General features: G+C 44.7%; 23 protein-coding genes, 1 tRNA gene and 1 pseudogene. 13 read left to right on the top strand and 12 right to left on the bottom strand.

Translation table 11 applies throughout. The features are described from left to right. Positions 1-66: 66 nt before the first annotated feature. Complete coding sequence (locus tag IT774_RS17025; RefSeq protein WP_218958957.1) at positions 67-612, bottom strand: hypothetical protein; 546 nt, start codon at positions 610-612, stop codon at positions 67-69. Positions 613-844: 232 nt separating this feature from the next. Between IT774_RS17025 and IT774_RS07865 the strand changes: the two genes are divergently transcribed. Beyond that, entirely contained in the window at positions 845-1,816 is a 972-nt protein-coding gene (locus IT774_RS07865; RefSeq protein WP_195812083.1) for an integron integrase, read from the top strand. 190 nt (positions 1,817-2,006) lie between these two features. Here the strand turns inward: IT774_RS07865 and IT774_RS07860 are convergent, their stop codons facing one another. From IT774_RS07860 to IT774_RS07840, 5 genes are all read right to left on the bottom strand, one after another. Then, positions 2,007-2,489: a Mov34/MPN/PAD-1 family protein gene (locus tag IT774_RS07860; protein ID WP_195812082.1), complete on the bottom strand. Its 483-nt coding sequence runs from the start codon at positions 2,487-2,489 to the stop codon at positions 2,007-2,009. Beyond that, positions 2,479-4,281: a HesA/MoeB/ThiF family protein gene (locus IT774_RS07855; RefSeq protein ID WP_195812081.1), complete on the bottom strand. Its 1,803-nt coding sequence runs from the start codon at positions 4,279-4,281 to the stop codon at positions 2,479-2,481. Before IT774_RS07855 ends, IT774_RS07860 begins: the two co-directional genes overlap by 11 nt. Beyond that, a complete protein-coding gene (locus IT774_RS07850) occupies positions 4,278-5,417 on the bottom strand; it encodes an SMODS domain-containing nucleotidyltransferase (protein ID WP_195812080.1) in 1,140 nt (379 codons plus the stop codon). The genes IT774_RS07855 and IT774_RS07850 overlap by 4 nt, the downstream gene beginning before the upstream one ends. A 5-nt stretch (positions 5,418-5,422) precedes the next feature. Then, positions 5,423-6,928: an SAVED domain-containing protein gene (locus IT774_RS07845; RefSeq protein ID WP_195812079.1), complete on the bottom strand. Its 1,506-nt coding sequence runs from the start codon at positions 6,926-6,928 to the stop codon at positions 5,423-5,425. A 324-nt stretch (positions 6,929-7,252) separates the two neighbouring features. Further along, positions 7,253-7,519, bottom strand: a complete 267-nt coding sequence (locus IT774_RS07840; RefSeq protein ID WP_195812078.1) for a helix-turn-helix domain-containing protein — start codon at positions 7,517-7,519, stop codon at positions 7,253-7,255. A gap of 72 nt (positions 7,520-7,591) precedes the next feature. Between IT774_RS07840 and IT774_RS07835 the strand changes: the two genes are divergently transcribed. From IT774_RS07835 to rssA, 6 genes and pseudogenes are all read left to right on the top strand, one after another. After that, a complete protein-coding gene (locus IT774_RS07835) occupies positions 7,592-8,116 on the top strand; it encodes a hypothetical protein (protein WP_195812077.1) in 525 nt (174 codons plus the stop codon). Continuing rightward, complete coding sequence (locus IT774_RS07830) at positions 8,113-9,489, top strand: DEAD/DEAH box helicase (RefSeq protein WP_195812076.1); 1,377 nt, start codon at positions 8,113-8,115, stop codon at positions 9,487-9,489. The genes IT774_RS07835 and IT774_RS07830 overlap by 4 nt, the downstream gene beginning before the upstream one ends. 428 nt (positions 9,490-9,917) lie before the next feature. After that, positions 9,918-10,331 carry a hypothetical protein gene (locus IT774_RS07825; RefSeq protein WP_195812075.1) on the top strand — a complete coding sequence of 138 codons (414 nt, stop codon included), beginning with the start codon at positions 9,918-9,920 and terminating at the stop codon, positions 10,329-10,331. After that, positions 10,328-11,197, top strand: a complete 870-nt coding sequence (gene ttcA / locus IT774_RS07820) for a tRNA 2-thiocytidine(32) synthetase TtcA (RefSeq protein ID WP_195812074.1) — start codon at positions 10,328-10,330, stop codon at positions 11,195-11,197. The genes IT774_RS07825 and ttcA (IT774_RS07820) overlap by 4 nt, the downstream gene beginning before the upstream one ends. Before the next feature lie 315 nt (positions 11,198-11,512). Further along, a pseudogene (ttcA, locus tag IT774_RS07815) lies at positions 11,513-12,283 on the top strand (tRNA 2-thiocytidine(32) synthetase TtcA); the annotation flags it as partial. Between the two features lie 6 nt (positions 12,284-12,289). After that, positions 12,290-13,189, top strand: a complete 900-nt coding sequence (gene rssA, locus IT774_RS07810) for a patatin-like phospholipase RssA (protein ID WP_195812072.1) — start codon at positions 12,290-12,292, stop codon at positions 13,187-13,189. A gap of 27 nt (positions 13,190-13,216) precedes the next feature. Here the strand turns inward: rssA and IT774_RS07805 are convergent, their stop codons facing one another. The 6 genes from IT774_RS07805 to IT774_RS07780 are packed head-to-tail and all read right to left on the bottom strand — an operon-like array spanning position 13,217 to position 17,640. Continuing rightward, the gene (locus IT774_RS07805) at positions 13,217-13,855 is read right to left on the bottom strand and encodes a DUF2987 domain-containing protein (protein ID WP_195812071.1); all 639 of its coding nucleotides are present in this window, start codon (positions 13,853-13,855) and stop codon (positions 13,217-13,219) included. Then, positions 13,852-14,643: a glucosaminidase domain-containing protein gene (locus IT774_RS07800; protein ID WP_195812070.1), complete on the bottom strand. Its 792-nt coding sequence runs from the start codon at positions 14,641-14,643 to the stop codon at positions 13,852-13,854. The genes IT774_RS07805 and IT774_RS07800 overlap by 4 nt, the downstream gene beginning before the upstream one ends. Continuing rightward, positions 14,636-15,376: a DUF2189 domain-containing protein gene (locus IT774_RS07795; RefSeq protein WP_195812069.1), complete on the bottom strand. Its 741-nt coding sequence runs from the start codon at positions 15,374-15,376 to the stop codon at positions 14,636-14,638. The genes IT774_RS07800 and IT774_RS07795 overlap by 8 nt, the downstream gene beginning before the upstream one ends. Positions 15,377-15,434: 58 nt before the next feature. After that, positions 15,435-16,064, bottom strand: coding sequence for a LysE family translocator (locus IT774_RS07790; RefSeq protein WP_195812068.1), 630 nt, complete (start codon positions 16,062-16,064; stop codon positions 15,435-15,437). Between the two features lie 26 nt (positions 16,065-16,090). Continuing rightward, the gene (cobB, locus tag IT774_RS07785; protein ID WP_195812067.1) at positions 16,091-16,807 is read right to left on the bottom strand and encodes a Sir2 family NAD+-dependent deacetylase; all 717 of its coding nucleotides are present in this window, start codon (positions 16,805-16,807) and stop codon (positions 16,091-16,093) included. Beyond that, the gene (locus IT774_RS07780) at positions 16,804-17,640 is read right to left on the bottom strand and encodes a sulfurtransferase (protein ID WP_195812066.1); all 837 of its coding nucleotides are present in this window, start codon (positions 17,638-17,640) and stop codon (positions 16,804-16,806) included. The genes cobB and IT774_RS07780 overlap by 4 nt, the downstream gene beginning before the upstream one ends. A gap of 344 nt (positions 17,641-17,984) precedes the next feature. Here IT774_RS07780 and IT774_RS07775 point away from each other — a divergent pair, with 344 nt between their 5' ends. The 6 genes from IT774_RS07775 to IT774_RS07750 all read left to right on the top strand — a co-directional run bounded on the left by IT774_RS07775 (position 17,985) and on the right by IT774_RS07750 (position 25,891). Next, positions 17,985-18,854 (top strand): glycosyltransferase family 2 protein, encoded by an 870-nt coding sequence (locus tag IT774_RS07775; RefSeq protein WP_195812065.1) that lies wholly within the window; start codon positions 17,985-17,987, stop codon positions 18,852-18,854. Between the two features lie 187 nt (positions 18,855-19,041). Then, positions 19,042-21,012: an acyltransferase family protein gene (locus IT774_RS07770; RefSeq protein WP_195812064.1), complete on the top strand. Its 1,971-nt coding sequence runs from the start codon at positions 19,042-19,044 to the stop codon at positions 21,010-21,012. 253 nt (positions 21,013-21,265) lie between these two features. After that, positions 21,266-21,350 (top strand) — tRNA-Tyr (locus IT774_RS07765). Between the two features lie 832 nt (positions 21,351-22,182). After that, positions 22,183-22,995: a transposase gene (locus IT774_RS07760; RefSeq protein WP_232365151.1), complete on the top strand. Its 813-nt coding sequence runs from the start codon at positions 22,183-22,185 to the stop codon at positions 22,993-22,995. Positions 22,996-23,690: 695 nt separating this feature from the next. After that, positions 23,691-23,864: a hypothetical protein gene (locus tag IT774_RS07755; protein WP_195812062.1), complete on the top strand. Its 174-nt coding sequence runs from the start codon at positions 23,691-23,693 to the stop codon at positions 23,862-23,864. Positions 23,865-24,907: 1,043 nt separating this feature from the next. Continuing rightward, on the top strand, positions 24,908-25,891 hold the full coding sequence (locus IT774_RS07750; RefSeq protein ID WP_195812061.1) for a hypothetical protein: 984 nt from the start codon (positions 24,908-24,910) through the stop codon (positions 25,889-25,891).

Genomic DNA, 25,891 nt, shown 5'->3' with positions numbered 1-25,891 from the left:
ATGGCGAAGCCGCCACGCGTTTGCGTCCCAGCAATTGCCGAAGGCAATTGCGATTTAAGCGCCTTGTTAGAGTGCAAACGCACGGTTGACAAGATTTTCATATTCGGTGGCAGTAAACACGAAGGGGTCGATGTCCCTGATTGGTTGCGGTTCTTCGTACCCATTCTCATATGCAAATTGACTCCAAATATACTCTTCGCCTACCTTAGAAATTTTGCATCCATAAGCACCACAACCTATATCAGCGCACTCCGGACAAACGTAAATAAGGCTTCTACCAGATTCAGTTTCAGGCGGTTGTTGAAGTAAAAGCTGTTTTAAACTGTGCTTATTGAGATTGTCCCAGCCTTTTGCGAAGCAGCCCAGAAAATCGCGGTGGCCGTCAGCCTTAGTTACTAAAGTTGTCAGTAGGGATTTTCCATCAATAGTGAAGTCAGCAGAATAACTTTCATGGATGCCCTTACTCTCTTTTCGATGAAGTATATTAAATCCTAATTGTTTAATATTTAAATCTACTTCGATTACTTCACCACAGGAAGAACATACGAAATATTTTACTTTATCAATAACAGATGAATCATTAAGTGATTCTCCGCAATTTCTACATATCATCAGTGCACTCTAACAATTTAATAAGGCGCAACTTGCGCGTTTTTCTACCAAGCTACCGCTCGTTTTTATCCATATTGCCATTATTATCAAGTTTCTGAAAGCCGACACAGGTAACAGCTGCAAGGAAACAAAGCTTTTTAATTTCAGGATGCAAACGCGCGATTGGGTCGTTTGCTTGAATATAGGGGAAAGGCTGCTATAACTGTATATTTATACACTAATATTAAAAGTCATGAAAACAAAGTCTCCTCTCTTAAACCATATCACTGAGTACATGTTGCTGAGACAGTATTCTCCAAGGACTGTCTCTACTTATTTGAAGTGGATTTCAGCCTTTATTCACTTTCACGGGAAACGTCACCCTTCATCAATGGGTGATAATGAAGTGGAACAATACCTTGAACATTTGGCGCTGAATGCAAATGTGTCACCGCGCACGCAAGCCACTGCGTTAAACTCGCTATCGTTTCTGTATAAGCACATTATCAAGAATGAACTGTCTCTTAATTTGAATTTTGCCAGAAGTAAACGTCAACCCAAACTGCCCATTGTTATGACGCAGGATGAAGTGAAGCTGCTTATGTCAGGATTGAACAAACGTTACTATCTTATTGCTGGCTTGATGTATGGCAGTGGCCTAAGAAGCATGGAAGCTGTACAACTTCGCGTGCAAGATATCGACTTCGATTATAAGTGTTTAAGGGTCTGGAATGGTAAAGGAAAAAAACATCGAGTCGTAACTTTGGCAACGGAGCTAATTCCATTACTTAGAAATCAAATAGCGCAGGTTGATGAATACCTGAGACTTGATATTCAGAATGAGCAATACGCCGGCGTTTGGATGCCTCATGCGCTAGCCAAAAAATATCCTTCAGCAAATAAGTCGCTCGCTTGGCAGTTCTTGTTCCCCTCTCATAAACTTAGCGCAGATCCAGAAACTGGTGAAATAAGAAGGCATCATTTTCATCCTACTTGCGTTCGTAAAGCGGTCAAACAAGCGGTGTTGGTGTCGGGTTTGACAAAACCAATCACGCCTCATACTTTAAGGCACTCCTTTGCCACCCATTTACTACAATCTGGCGCAGATATCCGGACGGTTCAAGCCCAACTGGGGCACTCAGATGTAAAAACAACTCAAATTTATACTCATGTTCTTCAGCAAGGCGCAAATGGCGTAGTAAGTCCTTTGAGCCGTTTATCTTGATGGTGTTTTAACACTATTGACTGCTTTGGCACCGAAAGCTGCTACTAAATTTATAACGAACGTACTACCGTTTTACGCTAAATGATGGAATTAAAAACTCAATGCGCCGACGACCGGTTTACGTACACAGGAGACTGTCAGAATTTATTAAGCTCCAAAATTGAATCTGACAGATCAAATGATGACTAATTCAATTAAGGCGAACCGGTATTTTTCCCCGAGGAAAAACGCTGCCACTTAGCTTATAAGATACTGGTGGATAACCGCCTAGAATGATCATTATGGGTTCCTGACATTGATAATTTGGAGCTTGGGAAATTAGTCTCATCGATTCTAGATCATCTCTACTAGGCTCAGGAGAACCTCCTGGATGGAAATGCCACTCGCCAACGTAATATCTGCCCACTTTCCAGCGCGAATCGAGTAAAGGTTGCAACCCATTTATCCCTCGTTGAAATGTTGTTCTACCAGCGAGGGAATCATCAGGTCTCGCAGTGGCTTCAACAAGAAGAGCAGTAGAACCGTCTTTACTGTAAGAGCCTATTAAAATACCGCCGGTTTCATTTCTCCCAGCTTTGATACATTCATCAATAATTTGTTTCAGTGCCGTGGCACTAAGTTTGACTATAAACTCTGCACTTGCGCAAGAAAACGTTATATCCTCAATACTCATGGGTTTGCCGCTCTACAGTTCCATCCTGGTTTTGCTTAAAATATTCGTATGCTCTCTTTGATGTGCCTACTATCCTGCAAATAAATTTTGTGCCTATGGCAGCCCATAAATTTACGTCCTCCGCCCGGGCAGGAAAGACCGGATGCCAGCAACCTACTCCCTCGATTTTGGCATCGGTTACGTCAATTTCAGGTGAAGGGCATTTTTTAAAATGTGATATAGCATCAATTACCGGAAATATAGTCTCTTTAGCAGCATAAGCGAAAAGACCTTCCGCTTTCCAAGTCATAGCCAGACTCACAAAGACTTTCTCACATTGCCAGTTAAAATCAGACATAGCCTTAAGTACTTTGTCTTCTCCTGTGCAGTCTACAACGACGTCAAACTTGCGCAGATAATTTCTAATGGACTCGCTTTCTGGCGGAAAATCACAGTTAAACGAACTTGCGTTTGCGTCCGGCAAAATGCAATTCAAATGTTCGGCAAGAGCCTCTGCTTTGTTTCTACCCACTGCCGACATGGTTAGAGCATGACGACTAAGATTGCCTACTTGGATGTAGTCTGAGTCAAGAATTCCAAGAGAGACAACGCCTATTCGTAAAAGGTTTTCTGATATTGCACTTCCTAACGAACCCGCGCCAATTATCAGAATTTTCTTTCTTTGAATGTCACCGCTTATTTCTCCACGTGTTCTAAGTTGGCCAGAAGTCCAATTTTGTGTGCGTACCCATTTGATGGGCTCCCGTGACAATGACTGCTCTCGGTCCCACACTCTTCTATTCCGTTCAGTGGATCGAAATCCACGTCGTGTCGTCGAGTTGTCACTAATACCAGTTAGGCGTAACGCCAGCCAGTGAATATGCTGTGGTTCTTCTCCTACTTTTTCTTGAAGCGGAAATCCAAGCATTAATGTTTTTGGAAGACGACGGCGATATGCTTTCCTTAATGAACGACCAATATCAACCAGAAAATCTGAGAAAGATAAACCTAAGTTTTTTAACGACTGGTTAAGCTCCATCCACGTTCGCGGAGCCTGCCATGGTTGCAAAATAGGAAGTGCAGGTAACATTAACCAAATAATATCTTTGATTTTGGGCCTATTGCACATAGCCGGAGACCATTCCGACCTCCGGATTAACTTCTTATCGCTATTATAAAACTCTCTTATATAACGTGTATCAAGAGTACCCTGTAAAATACTAATGCTGGCATAGCCCCACTTTCCAATCATTGACTGCCAGTATTTCAGCTCATCTGTTTTCTCTACAAATCCAATCTGTGAATATGCAGAGTGTCCTGTAAAGGCTGGTAATTCCAGCGGTTCACCCTTGACAGCAAGATTTTCAAGCGCAGCTGCATCTATCCATTGTTGTAATCGGTTAAGCCGCCAGAGTACTCTATCAGCCAATTCCTCTGGCTCTTCCAACCATTGACATCGACCAAAAACTGCAAAAGCATTTTCAAGGCATGGTTTTCCAGCAGTCCAAGGTCGCTGAGTTTCATCTTTATAGTTACCATCCTGATGTTGAAACGTAACCGATATCCCATCTTTTTTATCCGGATACATTTCAATTTTGACGAAAGTGCCTTCTTGCCAGATCACAAGATGCCATGAGCTGAACTCTGGCATAAATTGAGATGGTTGAACCGAAAGCTGAACGATAAATTTTAATGACCATATTTTACCCTCTGAGAATACCCAGGAGCTGATGGTTTCCGTTCTGGGATCTGCATTAATTAAGTCAGAGATTTCCTGTAATTCATAGGGCACACTTTGAACAACATTAGTCAAGCGAATCGTCCAGTTTTCTGAGGCTCTGCCGGCTTTGTCGGAGTTGTAAATCCACCACTTCGATCTCCCCCTTGTGGGCCAGGGAGTGGAAACAATGTACCAAACAGCTGTTGCCAAAGTTCTGCACTTTCTTTTGCATCTTCAGATGCCAGTGCTTTATGTGCAATTACAGAAGCCCCGGCTATACCTTCATAAAATAGACAAAAGTCTTCAAGGGACAACCTAGCAAGTACGTCATGTTCTTGAACACCATGATCGGATAGAGAGGGTTTTCTTTTTTGATTGTAGAAAGGTTCCCACCGGTTCAAGAAAGTATCAATAAGTTGAACCAGACCACTTGCCATGGAGGGAGTACCATCGTTCAGAGCGTTACCAATTAAATGTTCGAGAGGATATCCTTTAGGATATTTAGGTAGATTGTCGTTATTATTCTGTTTCCACCACTTTACTGCTCTGACAAGGTTTATATAGTGGCCATTACAAGCACGGTTTTTTTCTGCAGTCCACTTTATCTGGGCTAGAGGATGTGTTCTTCCCCAAATGTTTTCATCTCTGTCTGGGAGTAACAAGGGGTGTGCCTTCCATTCAGATGCTGGTGCGTCTTGTAAGCTGTTAGAGCTAGAATCGAACAAGCCTGTTGGCTTCCAATTTTTGTTAAGCCGCCAGTCGGTCTGTTCTTCCAATGAATTTACTGTTTGAACTGACTCTGACCGATAGAGCTGCAAAAGCGATAGCTTTTCCTCTCCAGATGCAGGTATTGCGGTTATAACGAGATCTAGTTCAACGTAAGAAAGTGTAATGCCAAAAGATCGTCCTTGTGGCTGCCATTTGCCAGAATAAAATTTTTCAAGAAATGGCTCGAATAGATCCATCGCATCCCTGGGTGTAGTTCGAGCATAGTCAAGATTAGTAACAACAACAATATCAACATCGGGACGCTTATCATTCAATGGTTTTATGGCAGTTGAACGACGAATACTCCCCTGAAGAAAAGTAGAAACAACAATATCCCGCAGCGGCTCATAGTTATTTAACCTAGTACGAAGCGTTTTGGCCCCATTTTTCCAGTCTTCTTTTTGTTTATCTGTAGGCCTGATTTTTGTCAAAAATTCATTAAATTGTGCATTAAGTTCCATAGTAATTATACCCTGAACGAAGGAATATATGAGGCATGTACCTGACGATTAAAGTCAAACTCGTAAAAAATACAGGTTCCAAAGTAGTCTGTTTGCTGACCGACAAAGAAATTAACTGCATTAGGCGCAGCACTAAAAATGTGGACTTTTGCACCAAAAGGAACACGGACATCTCCAAACTTTTTTGCTACAAATTCCGCAACGTTCGAAGCATGAGCGCCGCTCGTTATTGATTGAAAACCAAACCCTTCTCTTGGTGAGAAATGCAGAATTTGACCGACCTCACTTAATTCGGACACGATGTAATCTTGAGCGTCCGGAAGAGCATTTCTTGTGATACTGAGTACAATTGCAATGTCCCTACCTCTTTCCACATTTATTGTTTCGACATCTGTAAGTCGAATTTCGCCTCCATCATCGACGTTCCATATAGATGGTGAACCCCTTCCCTTCTGCACTAGCTCTACTATTACACTTGATTTAACGCCAAAGCACTTTCCTGCTAGCATAGCGATAGATGAGTGTGCATCAAGAAAAAGCCTGATTTTTTTTCCTCTCTGAGATTGCCTAATTTTATGAAGGAATTCCGTAACGACAGGCTGAATTGAATTCTCCCATTCGATACCTGGAACAGGAAAACGTCCCTCAAAATAATGCAGCAGGGAAAGTGTATTTTCCTCGGAGGCGTCCAAGGTTTCAAATGGACCATCTCTGAATGAACGGAGAGAAACAGCGGTATAATCTTCAATAGGACATGATTGTATTAGTCCTTCAGCTATACACATTTCCTCAAACTGGTCACGATTAAATTGGTATTTTCCTTGGCCTTTCAGCGTTCGAATCAGACCGTCATAGCGAAAATCTGAGCTGGTTTCGCAAGGCGTTATCCCGACAAATTTAAACCGCATATTAGCATTTTCTCGTAGACGCTCTAGAGAATCTGCTGGCGCCTCAATCCTAAAACCTCTTAGGAGTTCAAAGAGTTCTTGATCATTATTAAGTCCTAGATGATCGCGCCACAACTTCCTAACTTTGCCCATATTGCTTCTTGCAGTTTTGCCAACCGCAAGCTTATCCAAATCCAAAGAGCCGTCAGTGTTCCTATGAATTTCTCCTAGGGGATCGCCGTCTAAGATGGTGTCGGTAGTGACAAGAATAAAAGAAGAACTTGGATCAGCTACTACTTTTGCTTCTTTGAGACGTTGAAGCAAAGAGTTGGACTGCGCGTTGATGAATTCGGGATTAATCAGGCTTTCGTAACCAAATCGGCCTCCTGAAACAACATGATATTTTATCTGGAAATACTCTGCAGCAATTCGTTCTGGGTTGTAACCTGATCTTGGCGGATTATATTTAACTACTACATCATCAAACGCTTTAGGGGCATCAGCTTCATACGACACTTCTATAACATCAGACCTAGTCCTATCTTTTAGAAAGGAAGCGTAATACCAGAATACCCTAGCCTGATAGTCGTGCCCCTGCCAACCTGCAACAACAGCCTTTGCCATAAGAAGAATCCCAAATCTTAAAATTATCACCTTAAATTCAGGGATTCAATAAAGCTATGAATATAAAACCATTACAGGCCATAAATGTTACAGACAGTAGTTTCAACTAGATTTGGTGGGATTTACTTAATAGTTTCGGATGTGAGCTATGAGCGAAAAATCTCCTTAAAAGTCCGCACTGCCCACTTACGCTAATCGCTCGTACCGGAGTAAGACTTCCATTTTCTCAATATCCGCTTAGTGCCCGAAGAACACATTTGTATCACAATCGTTTTAATTTAGAGATAGCTGCAAAGCAAACTGAAGTTTGATCTCAGGGAAAATTCAGAGTTTATGTACCGACGATTCTTCATTCATTGATGTTATGAGTAGAGAAAGCCCGTCATGCGGGTCAGCACCGATTATCTCACATAGCTCGATGAACTCTACTAACTCAATTTTGCGCCGGGCTTGTTCAATCTTTCCCAAAATAGAATGGTGTCTACCCCATCTTTCCGAGACCTCTCGCAAAGACAAAGATTGCTCTTCACGTCGTGCTTTTAACCACAACCTGAGCTTATCGTAATGTGAGGAGTATACTGACGTTTTCATTGTCTCGATGATAGAGACAAAGTAGACTGTCGCGAATTTCGAGACGAGAGCTAAGCATTAGAGAAGTACATTATGCCTAAAAAATTATATAACATTGATTTTTATAAATTTATCGAATCTCTTGATTTGCATTCTTTTACAGTAACTGACGTAACGAGATATCTTTTCGAAACATATTCGAAAGAGTTTGATAATAAGAAAAATGCCACGCAGTTCGTCTATAGGCACTTAAAACGACTTTCAAAGGAAGGAATAATTTCAGCTATTCAGGGAAAGAGTGGCAAAGCGATCGTTTTTCGTTGGTGTACTGAGTCCTCAGAAGATTCAGAGTTGGTTCATCGAACTGAGATCTATGGAAATAAAACTAATGACCTCATAGTTTCACAGCTACAAGAGAAGATACGACGTTATAAAACAGAAATGCTGATGAGCGTAGGTGAGACAGAAGCTTATTCAGAGTGGGTGCAAGAAATGCCTGATTTTGCAGAGTACGTCAAACCCCACTATCAGAATACGAGAGAGCAAGCGAAACTCATGCTGGGAAAAGTAAAGGGTTTTGAACGTTTACTCGCTGAGCATGAAGCCCGATTGTCATGAGGCTAAGAAACTGGCAGCAAAGAGCCATTAACGCCGCTCTAGAAAAATTTGAATCACCCTTTTCTCATTTTTTATGTCTTGCAACGCCAGGTGCCGGAAAAACTGTCATGGCATCTGCCCTCGCTGACATCCTCCTCAAGCAAGATAAGATTGATCTCGTATTATGCTTTTCTCCTTCGACTGTTGTAGCAAATGACTTCAGAACTGAGCTTGAAGCCATTACTGGAAAACGCTTTTGTGGGCGCATGGGCGCAATAGGTTCATCACTTACTTATCAAAGCATGAGGCATCTGGATGATACATTTTGGCATCTATTGAGTACCTACCGAGTGTTTGTAATTTTTGATGAAATACATCACTGTTCAGGTAGTCAGATTGAAAATGCCAATGCTTGGGGAGCTAAAATTCTGAAGCATATTCAAGGGAGAGCAATTTACACTATTGCTTTGACTGGTACCCCTTGGAGAAGCGACACTATTCCGATCGCGCTGGCGAATTATGTGGGTGAGAACAACCAAATACAGGTTGATTACAGTTATGACCTAAAGCAAGCCATCAATGATGGCGTCTGTCGCGTTCCACACCTCACTCTATTAGACAACGAGCTTATTACTGTCGTTGAGGATGATAATAAAAAGCACTTTAATTCGATAACGAAATTTCTTGAGAATAGCACCCTACCTTACTCAGAATTCACTTCCCACGATGAGGTGTTACGACAAATCCTAAAGCGTGGGATTGTTCGGTTAAACGAACAACGTCTGATTGCTTCAGATGCAGGAGGCTTAATTGTCGCGGCGTCGATTTCTCATGCTAAAAAAATCCAATCTTTGCTTCTTGCACTGGGTGAATATAGCGAAGTGGTTACCTACAAAGAAAGTGAGCCTGAACGGCTAATTCAAAATTTCAAACGAAGTACAAAAAAATGGATTATATCGATTGGCATGATCAGCGAAGGAACTAATATTCCTCGCTTGAGGGTCTGTTGCTATCTTTCATTGGTAACAACTGAACTCTACTTCAGGCAAGTATTGGGACGAGTTCTAAGGGCACAACCTAATGATACAGGTATGGGCTATTTTATTTCCTTGGCACACCCACGCTTGCTTGAATTTGCAAGTCGAGTTTCTGAAGAAGTACCACATTGCGCCGTCATTAAAACTTCAGAAACAAATGAGATAAATAGTACAGAGTTTCCAAAATTAAACATGGTAAATGGTACTTCTTCTCGAGGCGTCAACTCACATGATCTAACTACAGCCTTCGCAGATAAGGATACAGTAGAGAATCTTCTCTACAACCCTCTCCCTAGATGGTATGGATCGACGATAGACTCATTTGGTCGCTTCCGGAAAAAAGTATTCATGTTGTAAAATTAATCAATACACTCTTTAGTGTTCTAAAAAGTCGATAAAAGTAAAAGCTGGGGAGTCAAATAAACCGATAGCAATAGACCATTTTTTTGTCTCAAATTACTTCGAATGAATAGGCAGGTATTTAAGTTGCCATGCAATTTGACGGCTACTTGCATCAGGTTGCTGTGCAAGTAACATCAATTCGTGTTTGACTTCTGGGGAATGCTTCCTTCGTTTGGTGATAGACACTCCTTACAGGTATAATTTGCCACCTTATGGATGTATACGTAAAGTCTGGATAGAACCCGTAATTCGCTAAACATTCATTGGGTTTCAGAAATTTCTGTATCAAAAAGACAATATTTGAGCTTGAGGGGTATGTCTACAGGATTTACAATATTGCAGTTTTCCTGTCTCTACTTGCGAATTGTTAGGAGTTTTTTTCATTGCCAGCCAAACCAAAAATAACTGAGGAAATGCAGTTTAGGATCGAAAAGATGCTTTGGGTCTGGGAAGGTAGGCTGACTTGGGCACTATTGACTCAAAAGATAAACATTGAATTAGGCTTAAAAATAACCAGGCAGACACTTGAAGACTATAAAGGCATTTATAATGCTTACAGAACAAAAAAGAAAAGCTTGAGAGGGGCTACACCCCAAATAGAGAAAGCTATTACAAAAAAAGATGTCGATTTGGTTTTACAAGTTAAGAAGCTTCAGGCTGATGTTGATATCAGGAATAAAATTATCAATGAACAAAAAAGGTTTCTTCAGCGAATTCTTCAGAATGCTGCAGAAATACCTGCTTTTAAAGGAAATATAGATTTGCTTATCGCAGAAAGACCCGAGGACAAACTGTGACACTTTCAAACGATCAAAAGAAATTACAAAAAAAATTGAGGGGTCTTACGGGCAAAGCTGTTCAAGATTTCAATATGATTGAGCATGGAGATAAGGTACTTTGTGCTGTCAGTGGTGGAAAGGATTCATTCGTATTACTGGATATATTGATTCATCTAAGAAAAGTTGCGCCAATTGACTTCGAGGTGGTTGCTGTAAACCTTGATCAGAAGCAACCAGGTTTCCCAGAACACATTCTGCCAAATTATTTCGAATCAAAGGATATCGATTACTATATCATAGATAAAGACACTTACTCGATTGTTAGAGAAAAGGTACCAGAAGGAAAAACAACCTGCTCGCTCTGCTCGAGATTAAGACGAGGTTCTCTATACACTTTCGCTGAAGAAATCGGCGCAACTAAAATTGCTTTGGGTCATCACATGGATGATATTGTTGAAACATTATTCCTTAACATGTTCAACAATGGAAAGATGAAGGCAATGCCTCCAAAACTGCTCAGTGACGATAAACGCAATATAGTAATCCGCCCGCTCTCTTACTGTCGCGAAAAAGACATCGCAAAGTATGCTGAAATCTGTCGCTTTCCCATTATTCCTTGCAACTTATGCGGTTCACAAGAAAATCTTCAAAGGAAAATGATTAAAGGGTTGCTCACTGACTGGGATAGATCAAGCCCCGGAAGAATTGAAAATATATTTAACAGCATTTGTGATGTCAGCCCCAGCCAATTGGCCGATAACAGTATTTTCAATTTTGAAGACTTAATGATCGTTAGAGATGGACCTCGTCAAGAGTATGAGCACAGTGGCCCAACCATTTCATCCACAAACCTTATTGATGTAGCAATAAGTTATGAAGCGTAAGTTAGGACCTCTCTAATGCAGTATCAAAATAAGCTGGTTTATGCTCCCGGCTTTGGCTGGACATCAGCCTATCGTGGACTGTCATTAAATACAGAGCTAATAATTTTCATTTGGCACATTTACAAAGTCTTGGTCAATTTTTGTAAAGCTTCATCATTGCTATTAAGCAGATACCTGAGGGCTACTTTAACGTTTGTATACAAAAGCTATATATTGTGTAAAGCATCCGCCCTTCCACTTAAATATTTTAGCAATATTAAACAATGGGTTACAATATCTACACCTCTTCAATTCCAGAGACATTATTTAATAGAAGGCAAAGACAGCTATACGATGCTCGATATCCTGCTATATTTACGCAAGATAGCCCCCATCTCGTTTGATATTATCGCGGTGAACCTGGACCAGAAGCAGCCGGGATTTCCTGAACATGTGTTGCCTGAGTATCTTGATAATCTGGGAGTGGACTATCAGATTGTGGAAGAAGATACCTATTCTATCGTTAAAGAAAAGGTGCCTGAGGGTAAAACCACCTGCGCATTATGTTCACGTCTGCGCCGGGGTATTTTGTATCGTACCGCCACCGAATTAGGTGCCACCAAAATCGCCCTTGGGCACCATCGTGATGACATGCTCGAAACCTTGTTTTTAAACATGTTTCATGGCGGAAAACTAAAATCTATGCCGCCTAAATTAGTCAGCGACGACGGTCAGCATATTGTCATCCGTCCGTTGGCCTATTGCAGCGAAAAAGACATCGAAAAATACTCTGCTACGGCTGAATTTCCAATCATTCCCTGCAACTTGTGTGGCTCGCAGGAAAATCTGCAACGCCAGAATATCAAGCATATGCTACAGGACTGGAATCAACGTTTTCCGGGCCGTATCGAGTCTATGTTCAAAGCGATGCAAAATGTCGCACCTTCCCATCTGCTCGACCGTCAGCTGCATAATTTTGAAGATATTGCGCGCTCCGAAGGGCCTGTGGCCGACGGCGATACTGCTTTTGATGAACCCCAATTTGAATCTGAATCGAGCGACGCCGACCAGCCTACCCCGGTTCAGGTTATCAACATAATGGAATAACACTATATGAAAATAGGTATTGCACTGGGCGCAGGTGCAGCCCGCGGCTGGACCCATATCGGCATTATTCAGGCCCTTGAAAAGCTTGGGGTAAAAATTGATATTGTGGCTGGCTGCTCGGTGGGTGCCTACGTCGGCGCTGCCTATGCCAGCGGTAAACTTGACGAGCTACGGGAGTGGTCCTGTTCTTTAACCGAATGGCAGGTGTTGTCACTGATGGGGATCGGGATTCGAAAAGGTGGCCTGGCAAGTGGCGAAAAGGTATTTAAAAAGCTGCAGACTGATTTTTGCGCCGCCACCTTTGAAGAAATGGAAAAAAAATTCGCCGTCGTGGCAACAGATCTTCACTCAGGTCGCGAAGTCATGTTTGGCTCCGGCCCGCTGGACACAGCGATTCAGGCCTCCTGCGCCATTCCGGCATTGTTCAGTCCGGTGTCATATAATGGACGTTGGCTGGTAGATGGCGCGGTAGTGAATCCGGTGCCGGTAAATCTGTGTCGTCAGTTAGGCGCTGACTTTGTTATTGCCGTAAATCTGAATGCCGACTTTCGTCCGCAGCGGCTTGAAAAGCCAGCCGAGAAACACGAAGAAAATGATCGTAAAACCGAGCATTTTTTGCAAAAAAGCTCCAGCGTAGTACGTCAGTGGTTTTCCCCTGAAGGCAGCGACGATAACAAATCACCACCAGGTATATTGAGTGTGATGAGCAGCTCACTGGAAATACTGCAGGCACGGGTTACCCGCTCACGTCTGGGCGGCGATCCACCGGATGTGCTGATAGAGCCTTATCTGGCGGATGTGGGCTTACTGGAATTTCACCGGGCCACCGAGTTGTGTGAAAAAGGCGAGGAAACCGTTAATCGGCTGGCGGAACAGATTCGTTATCAGCTGGTCCTGAACGATTGACCGCCCCAGGGATTTTAACGCTGCAACCTATTGGGCCGAAGCGATGGCCGTGATGCGTATCGGCGCCTCAGGTAGCACCAGGGGTTTTTCTTGTTGCAGCCAGTTACTGGGCAACTGCAGTAAACCGCTGGTAATTTGTGGTGCATCCTTTAAAGGCTGTTGCAGGTAAGGATCGGCAAACTGAAATGACAAGCCTTTCACCGACGGCATCATAAAGGACAAAAAACTGCCCATTTCATTGAAAAAGGCTTCGTATTGCCCCACCAGCATCGACAATTCATCAGCACTGTAATAGCTTTTTAAATACTGTGGCCGGGTTTCCAGCTGCACCGACATATCACAGTGCCCCTCATGAGCGGCCAGCTCTACATCAATGGTGGCGTCGGCCAGCTTGAGCGCTTTTTCCGATGGCAGGGTAAAACGCTGTTCAGGGCTAATCTCTATCGGCAGGGTTTGTTTTGGGGTAACAATGCTGGCTTGTTGGATTTTGCACAACCGGCCAGTAGTGTCATTTAAAAAACCAAATGCAAACTGCAACGCCTGCGTATCTTCACCATTGAGTTTTCGCAGATGACTGTAAAATTGCTGGTATTTAAGCTGCAAGGTTTCTGCCGCGACCGGTGAAGCGCCGAAGATCAATAAGACAAAGGTTAAAAAGATTTTCATTCCGTAAGAAACTCTTTGTTAAAGCGAATCATTGCCTGAAGCTCTTCAACATAGGCTGCGCCCCGCTCGGAGTATTTCATCAATCCTTCAGCTAGTGCCATTCCGGTTACCGGCATCTGATTCATGCGTAACCGGGCCCGGATACTGCGTAAATCTTTATATGCTTTATGACGATTCAGGTTGCGCATATAGGTATAGGTCGCCCGGGACAGATTATCAAAACGGGCCACTTCATGAGCGGCACCTTCGTTGCGCTGGGACGGCACAAAGCCGCAGCCCCGGCGAAAACACCACAACCCGAAAAAGTTATAGCCTTCCCGTGCAAACCGGCTGGTGCCCCAGGCCGATTCGTTGGCGGCCTGAACCAGCACCAGTTCCACCGGCAAAATATCGACTTTTTGCAGTAAGCGGCTGATCTTTTCGCTGGTATCCACCGAGCTTTTGACACCGTATTCCTTAACCAGCCAGGTCAGACGTTCGTTGTCCTCTTCAGACAGACTTTCGCCATTGGCCAGCTTGCGCTGCGTGGTCTGAATATAGTGACGTAACGATAATAGATACTCATTTTGTTTTTCTACTTCTGGACGAAGATAATCAAAAAAGGCTGATTTACGGTTACTGACATTTTCATAGGACGAAAAATCAGGCACTGGTTTGCTGGCCTGCTTACTCTCCGGCACCTCCAGAATATCCGGCTCCCGGGAGGTCAGGATCCAGGCATTGATAACAATAACCGCCAGAATACCCAGTGTAATCAGAACAATTTTGATTGTTTCGCGTTTATGCATCAAAAGTAGACTCATTGTTAGATGGTTCAGACGCACTCTGTGATGTCTGTGAACCAAAAAGATCATTAAACAGCAATCCTACTGTCGCATAATACAGGGGCATCACCCAGAGCATCGCCAGCCCCAGAGTAAACGCGCTGAGCATCAACAATAGTATAAAAATACCAAACAGGGAGATAAACCCGGATAAATAGCGGTTAACCACTTTGAAGGACAGCATCAGTGCAGATGTTACCGGCACTTTTCTCTGGGCGATAATCGGCAGGGTAAAGACACTGGCCATAAATACATACATGCCCGGCACAATCAGCAGGTAAAGTCCAAGCTGGACCAAAATGGAAACAAACAATTGCGCCACTGCCAGCGACAAAATCTGGGGCAGATAATCAAACAGATTCTGAAACCGGACTGGCCGGTTTGCCGCCAAATCACTGGCCAGCAGGATAAGGCCGGTGGTAATGGGCGCCATCAAAAAAATAACCACCACATCAATGAAGGCCTGTTGAGATTGTGATAATTCGGTAAGGCCTTCTAACGAAAACCGACTGACCAGAATCGCCATCAATATTGCCACCACCAGTAAAATAACACCACAACCGGCAATTAATAGCGGGTAGTGGTTTTTCACCAGATTGTTCGCGCGCAACAAAATGTGTTTTACCGAAAATTCGTAGTCGCCAGCCAGGGTTTTTTCCAGCCTGTCCCCTTGCGGGTTTTGGTTTGTGTTGCTCACCCAATCCTCTTTAAGTCATTGATTACGACGTTAGTATACCTGAATCTTCAGCGGGTCTCTAAGCGAAAACCAGTTTTGCCGCCAGCCCCAGCAATAACACGCCCATGGTGCGGTCCAGCCAGTAGCCTTTTTGGCCCAGCAGGCGGGTAACCCGGCCAGAGCCCAGTATGTAAGACAAAAAGCAAAACCACAAACCGGTCGCTATTGCCAGATAAAGACCATAAGCCAGTTTAATCCCCATCGGCGTATCTACATCAATAAACGCAGTAAACAAAGACAGAAAAAACAACGTCGCTTTGGGGTTTAGCCCGTTGGTCAAAAAACCAATCCATAAAGCTTTACCCGGCCCCATGTTTTTTTCTTTGGGGGCCGGGGTATCCTCTCCTTTGGCAGAGGCTGAAGGCGGTCCGCTTTTAAGCGCACCTATGGCCAGATACACCAGGTAAGCGGCGGCCAGATAACTGATTGCCTGATACAACCAGGGTGTCGTTTTAATCACCACCGATAAGCCGACCAGCGAGTAGGCCACATGAATAAGGATCCCCAGGCCAATGCCGACACTGGTATACATGGCGATCCGGCGACCAAAGGTAATACTGTTACGTACCACGATGGCAAAGTCGGGGCCGGGGCTGGCCACCGCGACCAGATGAATCAGGGCAATGGTAATAAAGTCTTGCCAGAACATAACTGTGGTCTCTTATATAAAATTTATTATGGTATAGCTTTTAACAGCTTATCGACATAGGCTGGCACGACGCTGGTTGCCGGGCCTTGCCAGGTTTCTTCAAACAGTGTTTCGGTACTTGCAGATGCTAAATTAAGCTCTACCGTATGTGCGCTATGATCACGGGCGATGTCAACGAATCCGGCGGCAGGATATACCTGACCTGAAGTGCCAATGGCAATAAAAATATCCGCCTGGCTCAATGCCTCTATAATTCGCTCTATATGCATCGGCATTTCGCCGAACCAGACGATATCCGGGCGTACCGGGCTTCCCGGGTTACAGCAGCTACAACGTGTGCGGCTATCAAACGCACTGGTGTACGCTACGGATTTGTGGCTACGTAAACACCGGTAGGACTGCAAGGTGCCATGCATATGAACCACCCCGCAACTGCCGGCGCGCTCATGTAAATCATCGACATTTTGGGTAATCAACATCATCCTGTCCCCTAGCGTACTTTGCAGTCTGGCCAGAGCCAGGTGGGCCGTATTGGGGGTAATGGCAGGATCCTGTAACTGCGCCCGCCGGGCATTATAAAAACGGTAAACCCGTTCGGGGTCGGCAGAAAATGCCTGGGGTGTGGCCACATCTTCAATTCGGTGTTCTTCCCACAAGCCATTATTGTCACGAAAGGTTGCTAACCCTGACTCTGCGGAAATCCCGGCGCCGGTCAACACCACCACCTTCGGTAGCCGATTCATTGTGATAACTCAACAGGTAAGGCTGGGTCGCTCCCCCACTCGGTCCAGCTACCATCATACACCGTGACCTTAGGGGCGCCGCAGATTAAAGCGGCCATGCCAACAATGCAGGCCGTAATACCCGAACCACAGCTACAAATAATCGGCTGTTGTAAATTAACATTTTTTTTATCAAAAATGGCGTTAAGTTCAGCGGCGGAACGCAGCCGGTTATCAGTGAGCAATTCCTGATAATAAACATTCAATGAGCCCGGTATATGGCCACTGCGCACACCCGCCCTGGGTTCTGGTTCATTGCCATCAAATCTTGCCGGGCTGCGTGCATCTACAATCTGGGTTTCGGTGTTAAGCGCCGCCAGCACCTCAGCACTATCTACGAACCACCCTTTTTGAGGCTGAGGCTGATACAACTGATGAAAAGGGGCCGACTTACTTTGCTGGTTAGTCAGACCACCGGCTCGCTGCCATGCCGGAAGTCCGCCGTTGAGCACCCTGACCTTGTCGTGGCCAATGGCTTTTAACATCCACCAAATGCGCGGGGCGCAAAACATACCAAACCCATCGTACACGACCACCTCAGATTGCGGGGTCAGGCCCAGTTTGCCCACTAACCGTGCCAGGTCATCCGTATCTAAGCGCTGATGCACTTTACCCTGTTTATGGCGACTGCCTTCATTATCCAGATCAATAGTCTGGGAGTCAGGCAGGTGTTCGGTATGAGTGTGCTCGGAAGTCCCCCCTCCGGGCAGGGCCATAGTCGCTTTCAACACTGCTAACGGATAGTGTTTTAGACGTTCTGCCAGAGTATCTGCTTCAATAAGTTTGATTGTCATGATAATGCCAATGTTTCGCCTGGTATTCTCAATAAAACTCATGATAAATCGAAACATACTGTCTTGAACAGGACTAAGCGTGGAAAAGATGCTGTAAAACTAATATAAAAACTTTAGATATCAATATCTTTACTACTGCGCTCGTTCAAAAACTACACTCTGTCACTGTAACTATTTCACACCTGCGTGCTCAGGGAAAAAAGCGTGGTAAACTTTCATCATAAAAACCAGTATCTTATTTGTCTGGTATTCTGGTTCGGCTCTTGCTGTCTCTTACTGTAGTAACTGACAAAACAATGTGACGACTCACATAGTCCATTTAATAGCATAACGAGGATAATCGGATGAAAGACAACTTCAGTGTGGTGACGATTGTAAAAAACCGGACCCAGCAACTGTCAAATCTGATTCACAATTTGGAGCAGGCAAGTGTGCCTCCATCAGAGTTAGTGGTGGTATGGATGGCGCCCCCGTCGGATAATTCGCTCATCCAGAGCCCACAATTTTGCATCAAACACAAATTTGCCACCTCAGAAGAGCTTCCTCTGGCACTGGCCCGCAATCGCGGTTTTTCAGCCTGTGAAAACGAGCGAATTGTGCACCTTGATGTTGACTGCGTGTGCGATCCGCAACTGTTCGAGCATATGATGCAAAACTGGCAGGATAAAATCATTTATACTACCCATATCCAGCCTGTGAATGACATGCCGGAAGATGCCACGTTTGATGCGCTTCAGGTCCGAAAAGATCTTTTTGCCCGGCGAGCCACTGACCACACCACCGGTAGCCAGCCCTTCCAGTCAACGGTATTTGCCCTTGATAAAGCCAGTTTTGATGCCGCCAACGGGTTTGACGAGCACTATCATGGCTTTGGCATCGGCGATATTGACTTTGCCACACGCTGCGCCTGCGTGGGTACCTCTACTCACCGACTCGATTATGTAACATTTAATCAATACCGAGCCAATTATCAGTATCCTATTAACCATTTACTGGATATTGTGACCAATGCTAACTTATATAAATCCAAGTGGGGTTACTACCCCGCCACCAATTGGTTAAGTGCGTTTATGCGGGCGGGCTTTATAAATGAAAATTATGAGTATAACGGGCTTTGCATTAAACGCATGCCTACTGAGGAAGAAATATTCCAGGCGTTGCATTCTGACCATCCGATAGAAGATGCGGCTAATTTGGAAAAAATATCCGCCTGAGGATAACGCTGCACTAAAGCGGTTCTGAGCTATCCAGTCAGTTAAAACAGGCCTCGCCGGCCTGTTTTTTTTGTGCCCGGAATATAAAATATGGTTCGATACTTGCCTGCCAGTTCTCAGGCTTTTTATACCGGTGTACTGGCCCAAAGATGTATGTTGTCAGCGCCACCCTTATTACAGAGCATATATGCAATATCGAAGTGAAATTGATGGCCTGCGGGCCCTGGCTATTCTTCCAGTCTTATGGCTGCATGCTGATCTACCGGGTTTGTCCGGCGGTTATCTGGGCGTGGATGTCTTTTTTGTCATCAGCGGCTTTCTTATTACCAGTATTATAAGCCGGGAGCTGCGCGAAAACCGGTTTTCGGTGGTAACCTTTTATGAACGCAGAGCCCGCCGCATTCTTCCTGCTCTGGCAATTGTGTTGATGGTAACTAGTGTGCTACTGCCTTTTATCACGCAGTCGCCGAAAGTACTGGGAAGTTATGGCGAGAGTACGCTGGCGGTCGTGGGATTTGTCTCCAACATGTATTTTTGGCAAACCACCGGGTATTTTGGCAGCACCTCCGAACTGTCGCCCTTACTGCATACCTGGAGCCTGGCGGTAGAAGAACAATACTATGTGCTGTTTCCCCTGCTGGCCATGCTGCTCGTTAAACATGCCCGGCATTATTTTGCTCACATACTTGGGGCCATTTTTGTGCTGTCGCTGGGCTATGCCCAGTGGTTACAAAGCGTGGACCCCACCGGCAACTTTTATTTATTACCCGGCCGCGCGTGGGAGCTGATGGCAGGCGCTCTGGCCAGTCTGTACATCCACACCCCCCATTATCAGCGAGTAGCACTTGCTGGCAGAAACATCCTGAGTGGCGCCGGCTTAGTCATGATTCTGGTTTCCTACATAATGTTTACCCCGGCCACAGCCCATCCTTCGGCACTTACCCTGCTACCGGTTACCGGGACGGTGTTGCTGTTACTGTTTGCTACCACAGGCACCGCCATAGCAAACATGTTGTCACTACGGTTTATGTTGTTCATCGGTATTATCAGTTATTCGCTGTATCTGTGGCACCAACCGGTATTGGCATTGCTGCGCATTTACCATGACGGTGAACTGACACTGTTTACCAGCATGACCGGCATAGTGCTATCTTTCGGATTGAGCGTCGCCTCGTGGCGCTGGGTGGAAAGGCCGTTTCGAGATAAACAGCGTTTTGATAAAACCAGAGTATTTAAATATTCAGGGGTCAGTTTGGTCAGCGGGTTGTTGCTCGGCCTGGTGTTTTATACCAACGTAAGCTGGCGCGGTTTTATCGAGCCACACAATATGGCGCGTTATCAGCAACTGGCATCAGCTTATGCCTCCCATACCAATCAGCCGATGGTGGACGAATCCTGTAAGCTATGGTCCTCTACTTTGGATCCTGAGTTTGCCCGTCGGTTTGAACAATGTAGCCGGCAACATGACCAAGCCGTATTTATTTTAGGCGGAAGCCATGGCATGGATTTATACAATGCCGTGGCAATGAACAGCGAAACCCCATTTGTGGTGAGCGTGTCACGGGGCTCCTGTCGAGCCCATGGCTACAATGGAAATCCCAATGATGTGCCACAATGTCAGTACGAAGACTTTCTGGCCTTTGCAGAACAGCACGATCAGAGTATCGGCCTGGTGATTTACACACAAACTCCGGATCGTCTGTTCACCGGCGCCTCAATTCATGAAGGGTCTGCCCAGGATATAAACCAGCAGTATATTCGCGATGTGGTCGCGTATCTGACGAGGGTCAGACATACAGTATCGGCCCCCGTGCTGATGATTGGAATGCTGCCGCCGCTGACGAAAGATCCTGTGGATTGGAACTATCAGCACGCATTTTCTGAACAACTTCCTAATTATGTATCCCACAAAGCTGTTGAGCACTCAACGTTGTTAGATGAGATCTTTGCACAAGAGCTCACAAAAGCAGGCATTGGCTATATTTCAAAATTAGAGGGGTTTGGCTTACGGCTGCCGGATGACTTGTTGATCGATAATACCATCACCTACTCTGATCGCCGGCACATCAGTACCAAAGGCGAACAGGAATTTGGCCGACGCTTACTTCAGCATGCCTATAACCAAGGCTATAGCCTTCTGAAACCGGCGGAAATATAGGCTCCTACCAGTTAATCCATACAGGCCGGATCTGGCTAGCTTACTGATCCGGCGCCCTTTTTAGCGCTGACGCTGCTTTTACAGTGGTTAAAAAATACACCCACTGTACAAATTATAACCCTATGATTTTATTAATACTTTTTTTAATTAAAGGTTGACGGCGGGCCCAGCGCCCATTACACTGCACTCCTCTTTTGGCAAGACACCAATTGAGATGGCACTTAGGTAAGTTCTTAACCTTTTGTCACTGTGTGGAGTGGTACCCAAGCGGTCAACGGGAGCAGACTGTAAATCTGCCGGCTCAGCCTTCGCAGGTTCGAATCCTGCCCGCTCCACCATCTTTCTTTTCTTTGATAAATCCTTATCGTTATCTTCCTGTAGTCACATATTTTATCCAGGCCGGATCGTTCCTTTTATTGGAAAGGATTTAAGATCGCTGTCAACTTTGAAATGACCAGAGCCCAGTGCAATACTCAGACAATTTGCAGCTAGCCCAATTCTGCTGAGTTTCATGATACCCAATTCATCGAAGCACCCACATCACCCGGCTTTAGACGATGCATTTTCTCGTTTCAACTATCTTGTTATCTTACTGGACTATCTTACTGGACAGTCACTTTTGTGTATCCTGTATGTGGCCTTAAATCCTGTACGCGCCTGTAAAGCGAAAACGCTTGAGAGTTCTAAACACACCAGTATCCAAAAACGCATTGATGCTGCCAAGTGTCATCACCAGCCATACCCTTTATTTCCCTGCACCGGCAATACATCAGGTAAAATGCCAGACGGATTGCCTTTTCGAACTGAGGATTACTTCGCGCTTGTGGAGCAAACCGGGCGCCAGTTTAATCCCGAAAAGCGAGGTAAGATTGATGATTGCACACCTCCAATTCCCAGTCGCTTTGGGCTTGAACAGGCTGACTGGAATGCAATGCTATCTTGTAGGACAGTCACTTACCCTACCAGGGTACAGTTGTATTCTTCGTTATCTCCTCCACAATCGAATCATTCAGCCTTATTCTGTTTGACCTCATGCCCAGACCACGTAAGTGCCTTATCAATCTTTCAGATACGCCCTATTACCACTGTGTATCTCGTTGTGTGCGCAGAGCATTTTTGTGCGGCAGAGATAAGCAATCCGGCAAGTGTTACGAGCATCGCCGACAGTGGGTGGAAGACAGACTTTTATTCCTGGCGGAGGTGTTTTGCGTAGATGTTTGTGCCTATGCGGTCATGGGCAATCACACTCATGTGGTATTACGAATCAACAGGGATAAAGCAAAGTCGCTTTCTGTTAGGGAAGTAATCTGTCGATGGCAAAAGCTTTACAAGGGTATGCTTTTAGCTCAACGTTTTCTTAATCCGGCGGAAAATGAGGGAATGTCAGAAGCAGAAATAGAAACGGTTTACGATCTCGCAGAGGTGTATCGCCATCGACTGTTTGATATTAGCTGGTTTATGAGATTGCTGAATGAGTACATTGCTCGGCAAGCAAATAAGGAAGACGGTTGTACAGGTCATTTCTGGGAAGGGCGATTCAAATCACAGGCATTGATGGATGAGGCTTCCCTCGCAGCCTGTATGGCATATGTGGATTTAAATCCTGTACGCGCCTGTTTAGCGAAAACGCTTGAGAGTTCTAAACACACCAGTATCCAAAAACGCATTGATGCTGCCAAGTGTCATCACCAGCCATACCCTTTATTTCCCTGCACCGGCAATACATCAGGTAAAATGCCAGACGGATTGCCTTTTCGAACTGAGGATTACTTCGCGCTTGTGGAGCAAACCGGGCGCCAGTTTAATCCCGAAAAGCGAGGTAAGATTGATGATTGCACACCTCCAATTCTCAGTCGCTTTGGGCTTGAACAGGCTGACTGGAATGCAATGGTGTCTGGAATTGAAACAGATTTTAAATCCACACTCAGCGTTGAAAAGCTATTGGCTCAGCGCAGGAATAACGTAAATTACAACTCAGGATAAAACTGCTAACTTTCTTGTTGATCAATTCATCAACGTTTTTGACTCCGCCCGGCGTCTGCCGGCTCCTTTGCTCGCCTCGATTATCTAACTGACAGTTAATTTTTACCAACAAGCAGCGTTCAAAACGCTGTTATCAGGTTCGCTATCACTCTATTGCATAAAGCGCTAGGAAAGCGTGCATGCCCAATTCATTCAGAATCATTGTAGAGACTACAAGTGCGAGTCCGCGATTATGATATCAAGTGCCTGTCCAAGGTTAGGATGAGATTTAGATTGCGCTATTGCCGATTGGAACAAGCATTATAAAAGCCTGCATGTGTTGCTAAGTCAGTTGCATAGTCGTTTTGAAAAGTGACTGTCCTGGATAACTTAGTCGTTTTAAAAAGTGACTGTCCTGTATAAAGAGAGGAAAAGGGAGCCATTCGCTTGGGCAGATCTATACGCGCTGAGACGTAAACCGGCGGCAATATATAGATTTTTTAAAGCACAGAGAGGCTTGATATAGTGTTTAGGAGATATTGGTGTATACGAGAAAATGGTGCCCGGGGCCGGACTTGAACCGGCGGGAATAAATTACATGTATATCAAAGTCTTATGTAGTCTGAGTTGTCCTTTTGAGTGTTCAGACTAGATCCGACTGTTTAGGTCCCATTATGGCCACAGAATAGTCACAAATTTACCCTGGAGAACCACACATGACTGCTAAGAAAATCTGGCTGCTAATTAACCCGTTCGACGCCAATGAGGTGATCACTAAGTTAAGTGAACCTGATGACAGCGGTGAGCTATTTGAAAACGAATACGGGAATACCGCGTGGGCTGAATATAAAGAATTCATTGTATTCCCGGTGGAGGATTTCCGACGGTAAACCTAAACCGCCCTATCCTACTCTTGACTAATAATTCCACTGTTAAATTCTTCGTAACCGTATATTTATAGATACTATAGACCTGGCTTTTATACCTCTTGTAAGTTGACGAGCAACTGATCACATAATCATGTGTATTTAATCAGTATTTTGCTGGAAATACCGATCTGATTCGTTTACCTTCCAACTTCTACCGCAAAAGTAGAATATTCAATTTTGGTCATAAGGTGAGGGAAGTGACCAAGTTGAGCCAGGTACCGCTAAAAACAACAATAATCGGTATCGAAATGATAATCCAAATGCGCCGTTGTATTCACAACGTATCGGAAGCGTACTCAAACTAAATGGACTTTGTGTAAAATTCAGTCGAGAGGGTGCCATCCAGCACCTCCTGTACTCGGTTTAGTGGTATCCAGTAGACTCTATTTGATCTGTATATTATATATAGGGGAATGAGAGTTGAATTAAATCAACGAGTTAGGCGATCTGAATTCTACCAATATGAGTGGATTTTTAATTGGTAATACACCCACATGGAGAGATCGTTTGTCAGACACTAATAGAATCACTGGTGCCTTCCAGGTTATAAGCCCTATCGCCACTAATACCAACACAGTCAATACCGACATATTAGAGGCGATGGCAAAAGTGTCACAAGCAGGCCAAGTCCTGTTTCTGGAAATAAAGAAGAACTATAATTTCATTAACAATGTATGTTGGATCGAACCCGTAGAAGATGCTATCAGCGATAAAAAAAGTACTGCTTATAAGCTTCTGAGCAGACGCTCGCAGGAGTGCATCAAAGCGAAGTTACTAATCAGATTGAAGGCAGAAGACAGGCGCCATTTGGGATTGAAGGATAATCCTAATAGAGTCTACTTCATGCTTAACCCTCATTTTATACGGTGCAAGGAACTCAGCCTTGCCGTTGCGATCTGGAGTGAGTACTTAAGATAACCTGTCCTACCTGAAAGACCACAGTAAATACTATTTAAAGGCCCGGCATTCGCCGGGTCTTGTGGTTTAATAAACAGGTAGACCCCATGGAACTAACGAACAACAGTAATCTACCGTTGTCGATTAGTGTATGGCTGGCACATGACAATTACGATCACGATGACCGGTCAAACCACATATCCGCAACGTCCCTTATAAAACCACTCAAGCAACTCATTCTATCCAACCGTGTGGAGAATACCGCAAAGGAAGATATTGTGGGACTCATCCCATCTCGGATGGGTTCTGCCATTCACGATGGTATTGAGCGGGCCTGGGTGGACCACTACGCCGAAAACCTCAAGAAGCTAGGCTATCCGCAGCGTGTCATTGACCGTGTGCGAGTGAACCCTACAGCAGAGCTTGTGGCGAGTGACCCTGACATTATCCCTATCTACTTGGAGCAACGCGCTGAAAAAGAAGTAGATGGGTTTATTATCTCAGGGAAATTTGACTTCATTGGTGATGGACGAGTCGAAGACTTCAAATCCACATCTGTGTATACTTTCATAAATGGAACCAACGATGAGAAGTACATTCTCCAAGGCTCCATCTATCGTTGGCTCAATCCTGAGAAGATTACCCGCGACGATATGGCCATCCAGTTTATCTTTACCGACTGGTCAGGCGCACGTACCCGCGAACCCAATTACCCCAATTCACGCACCGCAGAAAAGAAACTGCTACTGCAACCTATCAAAACAACCGACGCCTATATACGGCAGCGGTTAGCCACAATCAAAAAGTACTGGGACAAACCCGAAGCGGAAATCCCACCTTGCGATGATGAAGCCTTATGGCGCAAACCAACCACCTACAAAGTTTATAAAGACGACAAAGCGAAACGGGCAATGTCCGGTGGCGTCTTTAATAGCGATCACCAGGCGGCACGTGTATTTGCCATGCAAAAAGGCGGAGTTGTAAAAACTTTCCCAGGGGAAGTAGTGGCCTGTCGATTCTGTAAGGCTTTCGACATTTGCAAGCAGAAGCAGCAGTACCTTGATTCGGGCGAACTTACGTTACGAGGATAA

Source organism: Salinimonas marina, from assembly GCF_015644725.1.
In the GTDB taxonomy this organism is placed as follows: Bacteria; Pseudomonadota; Gammaproteobacteria; order Enterobacterales; family Alteromonadaceae; genus Alteromonas.
This window is presented reverse-complemented; position numbering and strand designations above follow the sequence as displayed.